Source organism: Kribbella turkmenica (assembly GCF_004348725.1).
In the GTDB taxonomy this organism is placed as follows: domain Bacteria; phylum Actinomycetota; class Actinomycetes; order Propionibacteriales; family Kribbellaceae; genus Kribbella; species Kribbella turkmenica.
The window spans coordinates 20,496-27,674 of record NZ_SMKR01000101.1; the positions used below are offsets into that span (position 1 = coordinate 20,496).

Annotated in this window: 2 protein-coding genes and 1 pseudogene; 1 reads left to right on the forward strand and 2 read right to left on the reverse strand. The window is 71.0% G+C overall.

What is annotated here, in order from left to right:
- Window positions 1-35 precede the first annotated feature (35 nt).
- Window positions 36-584: a GNAT family N-acetyltransferase gene (locus tag E1218_RS22290; RefSeq protein ID WP_233712380.1), complete on the forward strand. Its 549-nt coding sequence runs from the start codon at window positions 36-38 to the stop codon at window positions 582-584.
- On the opposite strand, the gene E1218_RS22295 is transcribed toward E1218_RS22290, so the two are convergent.
- On the reverse strand, window positions 581-6,445 hold the full coding sequence (locus E1218_RS22295) for an Ig-like domain-containing protein (protein ID WP_233712381.1): 5,865 nt from the start codon (window positions 6,443-6,445) through the stop codon (window positions 581-583). The genes E1218_RS22290 and E1218_RS22295 overlap by 4 nt on opposite strands.
- Before the next feature lie 104 nt (window positions 6,446-6,549).
- Window positions 6,550-7,179, reverse strand: a pseudogene (locus E1218_RS36195) (hypothetical protein); the annotation flags it as partial.

Sequence of the window (7,179 nt, forward strand, 5' to 3'; positions counted from 1 at the left end):
TCTACACTTTCTGCAACTCAGTCGCAGGTGGAGGTGTGGTGGAGTACCTGGTGGTGGAGCCGGATCAGGTGGGCGATCCCGGGTTGCGGGCCGATCTGCTGGACACGTGGACAGCGGCCACCGACGCGGGTGGTGCGGTCGGGTTCACGGCGCCGGCCCCGGTGGGGCTGGTCGCGGAGACGCTGGACGAGGCGCTGGGCCGGGTCTCGGCCGGCCTGGATCTCCTCGGGATCCTGCACAACGGCGAGCGGTACGTCGGGATGGGTCTGCTCGTGAGCCGGGGCAGCGCGCTCCAGAAGCACTGGCGCACGGTGCTCCGGCTGATGGTGCACCCGAAGTACCAGGGCAACGGCGCCGGCCGGTTGCTGATCGAAGGCCTGCGCGGCTCGGCGGTCGAACTGGGGCTGGAGCAGCTGCAGCTCACGATCCGCGACGGTCTCGGCCTGGAGAAGTTCTACGAGCCGCTCGGCTACCGCATCGTCGGTCGCCACCCCCGCGCGGTCCGCGTCGCCGCCGACGACTACCGCGACGAGGTCATGCTGGTCCAGGACCTCCAGTGTCTCGAGCCGGACGCAGGACACTAGCGCGATCGCCGGGAGATCGCCGCGAGGGTCGCTCCGAGGGCTGTCAGCAGTGCGCCGAGGGTCAGCAGCATCGGCGACGGTCCGCCGGTCGCCGGGATCTGCGCGCGGTCGACCGACCGCAGGTCCGCGGCCGGCTGCGCCCCGACCGCGAACGTCACCGGCGCCGCGACGGTGCCGCCGGTCGCATCGGTCTGCTCGTAGATCGCCTCGGCCTTCCCGGTGAGGCCGACGGCGGGCGTCAGGCTGATCGTTCCGTCCTGAGCGACGGACCACGTGCCCGACGCGTCGGTCATCCGTTTCGTGCAGGTCGCCGGTCCGGTGCGCAGACACACCGTCCGACCGTCGAGCGAGCCGCTGTCGTTCAGCAGTGGGTTGACCGCGACCGGGCTTCCGGGCGTGCCGGTCGCGGTGTCCGCCGTCGCCTTGACCAGGACCGGCGGCGCGACCGTGACCTCGATCAGCGCGGTGTTCGAGGTGCCGTTCTCGTCGGTCACCCGGTAGGCGACGGTCCGCGTCGTCCCGACGAAGCCCTTCGCCGGGGTGAAGGTGACCGCACCGTCGGCTCCGGCCGCGAAAACACCTTCGCCCGGGACGGTCACCGACTTCTTGTCCTTCCCGTCGGCCGGGTCCCGCAGTACGACGGAGCCGGGCACGAGCGGCGCGGACGGGTCACCAGCCTTGTCGTTGCCGAGGACCGCGACCACGACCGGCTTCCCGAAGGCGGTCCGCGCGCTGTCGTCCACGGTCACCGGGCGCACCGGCACGACCGTCACCGTGATCGTCGCGCGGGCCGTGTTCCGGTTGCTGTCCTTCACCGCGTACGCCGCCGGCCGGGCCGTCCCGGTGAACGCGGCCACCGGGGTGAACGTCACCTTGCCCTTGGCCACAACCCAGTCGCCCTCGCCCGCGACGGTCACCTGTGCGACCAGCGCCGCGTCCGGGCCGACCAGCAGCAGCGTCTCCGGATCGAGCTTCGCGCCCGGGCCGGCCTTGTCGTTCGCCAGCGGGTCGATCACGACCGGCACGTGCTGCCTGGTCCGCGCCGCATCAGCTGCCGCCACCGGCGGAGTCTGAACCGTGATCGTCACCGCGGCCGAGGCGGTCGTCCCGTTGCGGTCGGCCACCTGGTAGCCGGCCGGCGTCGCCGTACCGGCGAAGCCGTCGACCGGCGCGAACCGGATCCCACCGTCAGGCTGGACAACGAAGGTCCCCTGCCCCGGCACCGCCAGTGACGGCACCGGATCGCCGGTCGCCGGATCGATCAGCCGCACCTCGCCCAGCGGAGCGGATGCGTCTCCCGGCTTGTCGTTCGACAGCACCGCCACCGTCACCGCGGTGTCGTACGGCGTCGCGATCGCATCGTCGGCCGCCACCGGGACGATCGGCTGCACCGTGAACGCGACCGTCGAGGCGGTCGTGTTCCGGCTCGTGTCCGTCACCCGGTAGGCGACCGACGCGACCCCGCGGAACGTCGGCAGCGGGTCGAACGTGACCCGCCCGGTCACCTCGTCGGCACTGAACACGCCCTGGCCGGGGATCGTCGCCTTCCGACCCCAACTCCGCACCGCCAGGCCGTACAGCTGGACGGTGGACTTGTCGAGCTGGGCATCGGTTCCCGGCTTGTCGTTGGCCAGCGGATCGACCGTCGCGGTGACGTTCTGCTTGGTGGTGATCGTGTCGGCGGCCGCCTCGGGTCCCTTGCCGACGGTCAGGAAGAGCAGCCCTTCGGCGGTCGTCCCGTTGTCGTCGGTGATCCGGTACGTCGCCGGCGTCGTCACTCCCTGGTAGTCCTTGACCGGCGTGAACGAGATCGCCCCGTCGTCACCGGCCGTGTAGGTCCCTTCGCCCGCCCGGGTGACGCTCTTGCGATAACCGCCGGCGGGGTCCTTCAGCACCAGGCTCGACCGGACGAGCGGCGCGGACGCGTCACCGGCCTTGTCGTTGGCCAGCACGTTCACCGTGATCGGCTGGTTGTACGGCGTGATCGCCGAGTCGTCCACGGTCACCGGCCAGACCGGCGTGACGGTCAGCGTGAGCGTCGACGCGGCGACGTTCTGGTGCGAGTCGGCGACCCGGTAGTTGATCGCCAGCGCCTTCCCGCGGAAGGCCGGCAGCGGATCGAACACGACCGCCCCGGTCGACTGGACCGCGTAGGTGCCCTGCCCGGCGACCGTCACCTTCTTCACGTAGCCGGCCGTCCGGGCGGCCGGGTCGAGCAGCCCGACCGAGGAGGGATCGAGTTCCGCGTCGGTACCCGGGCTGTCGTTCGACAGCAGGTTCACGGTGACGGTGACGTCCTGGAGGGTCGACGCCGCGTCGGCGACCGCGACCGGCGGCAGCCCGACCGTGATCCACAGCTTCGCGGTGGTCAGGGTTCCGTTGCTGTCGGCCACCTGGTAGGTCAGCTGGGTCCCCGGACCGCGGAACGTCGCCCCGGGATCGAACGTGACCACTCCGCCCGCGGCCGTGTAGACACCCTCGTTCGGGATCGTCACCGCTGCCTTCAGCCCGCCGTCGGCCGGGTCGGTGAGCAGCAGGCTGCCCGGCACCAGCGGCGCCGACTCGTCACCAGGTTCGTCGTTCGCCAGCACCTTCACCGCGACGGTCTTCTCGTACGGCGTCGTCGCGGTGTCGTCGACCGCGACCGGCGTGATCGGCGTGATCGTGACGGTGATGGTCGCCCGGGTGGCCTGGTCGAACCAGTCCGACACCCGGTAGGTCAGCGTGGTCGCCGTACCGGTGAAGCCGGGCAACGGGTCGAAGGTGACCGTTCCTTCCGGATTCACCTGGTAACTGCCCTGCCCGGGAATCTTGACCAGCTTCTTCATCGAGCCGTCGGCCGGGTCGATCAGCACCAGGCTCAGCGGGTCGAGTCCGGTGCCTCGGCCGGCCGCGTCGTTGCCGAGCGGGTCGAGCAGCAACCGCACGTTCTGCTTGCTGGTGCCGGTGTCGGGCTTGGCCGTCGGTGGCGGCGGCTTCGCGATGGTGACGGTCAGCGTCGCGGTGACCAGGGTGCCGTTCACGTCGGACACGCTGTAGGTGATCGGTGCCGCGACCCCGGTGAAGGTCGAGAGCGGGTCGACGTCGATCGTGCCGTCCGGCTTGACCGTGTACGACGCCTCGCCGTCGACGACGACCACGGTCCTCGGCTCGCGCGTCCTCGGGTCGAGCACCCGCACACTGCCCGGAACCAGCGGCACCGCCGGATCACCGGCGCTGTCGTTCGCCAGCACGTTGACGGTGGCGTTCGTGTCGTACGCCGTACTCGCCAGGTCGTTCGTCGCGTCCGGCTGCACCTTGGTCACGGTGACCGCGAGCGTCGACCTCCCGATCGCGCCGTTGCCGTCGGCCACCTGGTAGGTGACCGGTTTCGCCGTACCACTGAAGGCCGGAAGTGGCTCGAACAGGATCTTGCCGTCCGGCTTGGCGGTGTACTTGCCCTGCCCGGCGACGATGAGGGTCGTGACCGGCTCACCGCGCGTCGGCGGGACCAGTCGGACACTGTCCGGCACCAGCGCCGATCCGGTCGGACCGGGCTTGTCGTTGTCCAGGACTGCGGCCACGATCGAGCCGCCCTGCCGGGTCGTGATCGTGTCGGCGTTCGCCACCGGCGGCCCGGGCGCGTCGACCGCCACCGTGAGCTCGGCCCGCGCGGGCGTCCCGTTCTTGTCGAGGACCTGATAGGTCAGCGAGGTCCCGACGCCCTGGAACCCACGCACCGGGCGGAAGGTCACCTTGCCGCCGGCCACGAGGTACACCCCCTGCCGCGCCACGGTCACCTTGTCGACCAGCTTCTGACCGGCCGGATCCACGAGCCGGAGGCTGGCCGGGTCGAGCGGCGCGTCCGGCGATCCGGGCAGGTCGTTCGCCAGCACCGCAACGACGGCATCGGTGTCGAACGGGGTCGACACCGAGTCCCCGTTCGCGACCGGCGTGACCGGCGTGACGGTGACCGTCAGCGTGGACTCGGCGGTCTGCCTGGTGGTGTCGGTGACGCGGTAGCCGAGTTGCGTGCCGACACCGGTGAAGCGGGGCAACGGGACGAAATCCACGCCGCCGTTCGTCCGGACGACGTACTGGCCCTCGCCGGCGATGACGACCTTCTGTTTGAAGGTGGTGTCGGCCGGGTCGCGGAGGACCACCGAGCCTGGGACCAGCGTGACGCCGGCCGCGGCGCGGTCGTTCGCGAGCGGTCTGATCGCGAGGCTGACGTTCTGTGGTGTGGTCGCGGTGTCGGCGGTTGCCACCGGACGGGCCGGGAGAGCGACGGTCAGGGTGAGCTTCGCGGCCGCCGTGGTGCCGTTGCTGTCGGCAACGCGATAGGTGACCGGCTTGGCCGGGCCGTAGAAGCCGGGCACCGGTTCGACGTCGATCCGGCCGTCCGGCTTGGCGACGTACTTGGCCTGGCCGACGACGTTGACCATCGGGACACACTTCTGGTCGTCGAGCAGGCACAGCGAGGCGGGCTTCAGCGGCGTCGCCGGATCACCGGGCTTGTCGTTGCCGAGCACATCGACCGTGGTGCCGGTGTTGAACGCGGTGGTCGCGGTGTCGTCGGCCAGGACCGGCGGAGGCGGCGGCGCAATCCGGATCGGGTGATCCTCGACCTCACCGGAGTCGGCGGCACCGGCCGGCTTGTCGAGTTGAGCGTTGTTGTAGCCGACGCGGACCCGGGCGTACGACGCTCCGGCGGTCGGGCGGGCGTACTTGGCCCAGTTGAGCGTGACGGCGCTCTGGCCCGGGGCGAACGTCGCGCACGCGCGTTCGGCGGGCTCGAAGGCTCCGTCCCGGTCGAGGTCGATCCAGGCGCACGCCCGGCCGGCTTCCGAGGCGCCGGTCAGGGCGAGCTCGGCGGAGTAGGCCGTGGAGTTGGTCCGCAGGGGCTTGAACGTGACGCCGTCGTCGGCCTGGTCGGGTGTCGTCGGCCCGGTCGTGCCGTTGGCGACGGTCTCGTTGTCCTCGGTGACGTGCTTGCCGAGTCGTACGTCGCTGAGCACCGACCAGGCCGCGCCGTACGACGCCGGGGCGTCACCGAAGTCCTCGCCGGTGGAGACGACGACGGAGAACGCGTCGCCGGAGGACGGGGTGTTGAACGCCGGGAGCTTCCGGTGCTTGGTGAAGAACGCGGTGACGTCGAAGGTGATACTCGCGGCGACGCCGTTCACTCGCACCGAGCCGCAGGCGGCCGTCGCGGAGGAGTCGGGGCCGGTGCCGGTCTTGGTGTTGATGCAGTTCGGGCCGGCGTCGTGGTTGCCGGCGGTGATCGTGTCGCTGGTGACGGTCAGGTTGTTGCCCGCGCCGACCTTGCTCAGGCTGAGGCCGGCGGTGGCGAGTTTCAGGACCGAGTGCAGCTCCGACTGGGCCGTCGGGTTGCCGTTGACCGTCTGGGTGACGGAGCCGCCGAGCCCCGCGAGATGGAGGACCGGGTTGCGGACCGGCCGGCTGAACGCGATCGTCACCGTGCCTCGGTCGCCGCAACTGCCGGTCGACGCGCAGGTGCCGGTGTTGACCACGAGATCCTGCGCCGGCGTCGTCCGCGCGATCGGCGGGGCGTACGTCGTCGGCCCCGTTCCCCGCACGCCCGCCGTCGTGGCATCCAGCAACTCGGTCTGCCCGCCGACGGTGATCGTCTGCGTGAGCCCGGATCCTGGCATCGTCGCGCTCGCCGACTCGCCTTGGGCGAACGGCACCGATGGCACCTGGTAGGCCGCCGCCTCCGGCGGCTGGAGAGGTGCGAGGAAGAAGAACGAGGCGACACCGAAGGCCAGCACCACGCACATCCCGCGCTGCGCGCGGGCGGTGCGCGAGAAGTATGGACGGCTTCGATCGGGCAGGGGGTTGCTCGGTGGTGTGCCCAGCATGGTGCTGCCCTCCCGAGCGGTCACGGCGTCGCGTGCGTTCGGCCACGGGGCGGGCGGGCCAGCGTAGAGGTAACGGCCTACGCCGACTTGATGTTACGGGGTAATCACTGTCCGAGGTCGTAGATCCGGACCTTGCCCACGCTGTGTCGCAGCACTGCCAGGCGATCGAGTGCCGGTGACACGGTCCCGTTGCGGGCGTCGGCGTACAGCCAGCGCACGTCGTACTCCTCCCGCAGCCGCCGCAGCACCTCTGGGGTCGGCGTTGCGAGCGCCTGGTTCGTCAATGCGACCCGCGCCGGCCACGGCGACGGCTGCTCGGTGTACCGCCGCCCGCCGGCGCCCTGCTCGGCCATCGCCTGGTTCGTGTACGCCCAGCCCTCGATCAACGTCCGCCGCCCCGCGATCCCGCTGACGATGTAGCCGCGGGCGTCGCATCCCGGCGTCTGCTTCCCGGCCGGACGGCACCAGGTGTTGGCGGCGACGACGTCCGTCGGCGCGGAGTGCTTTCCGAGCCACCGAGCCGCCGACTCCTCATCCGGATACACCCACCACCGCGGCGCCGTGAACGTCTGCGCCCGCTCGCGGTCCCCATGCACGGCGCTCTGTACGAACGACTTGATCGGCACAACAGTCAGCAACGCCAGTACGACGACGAGCGCACCACCTGGTCGCCGTACGAACAGCCTCCACACCACGATCAGCCCGACGGCCAACGCGAGTACGACGACCAACGG

Coding starts and splice junctions, on each gene's coding strand:
- E1218_RS22295 (WP_233712381.1), bottom strand. CDS start 6,445: ATGCTGGGCACACCACCGAGCAACCCCCTGCCCGATCGAAGCCGTCCA.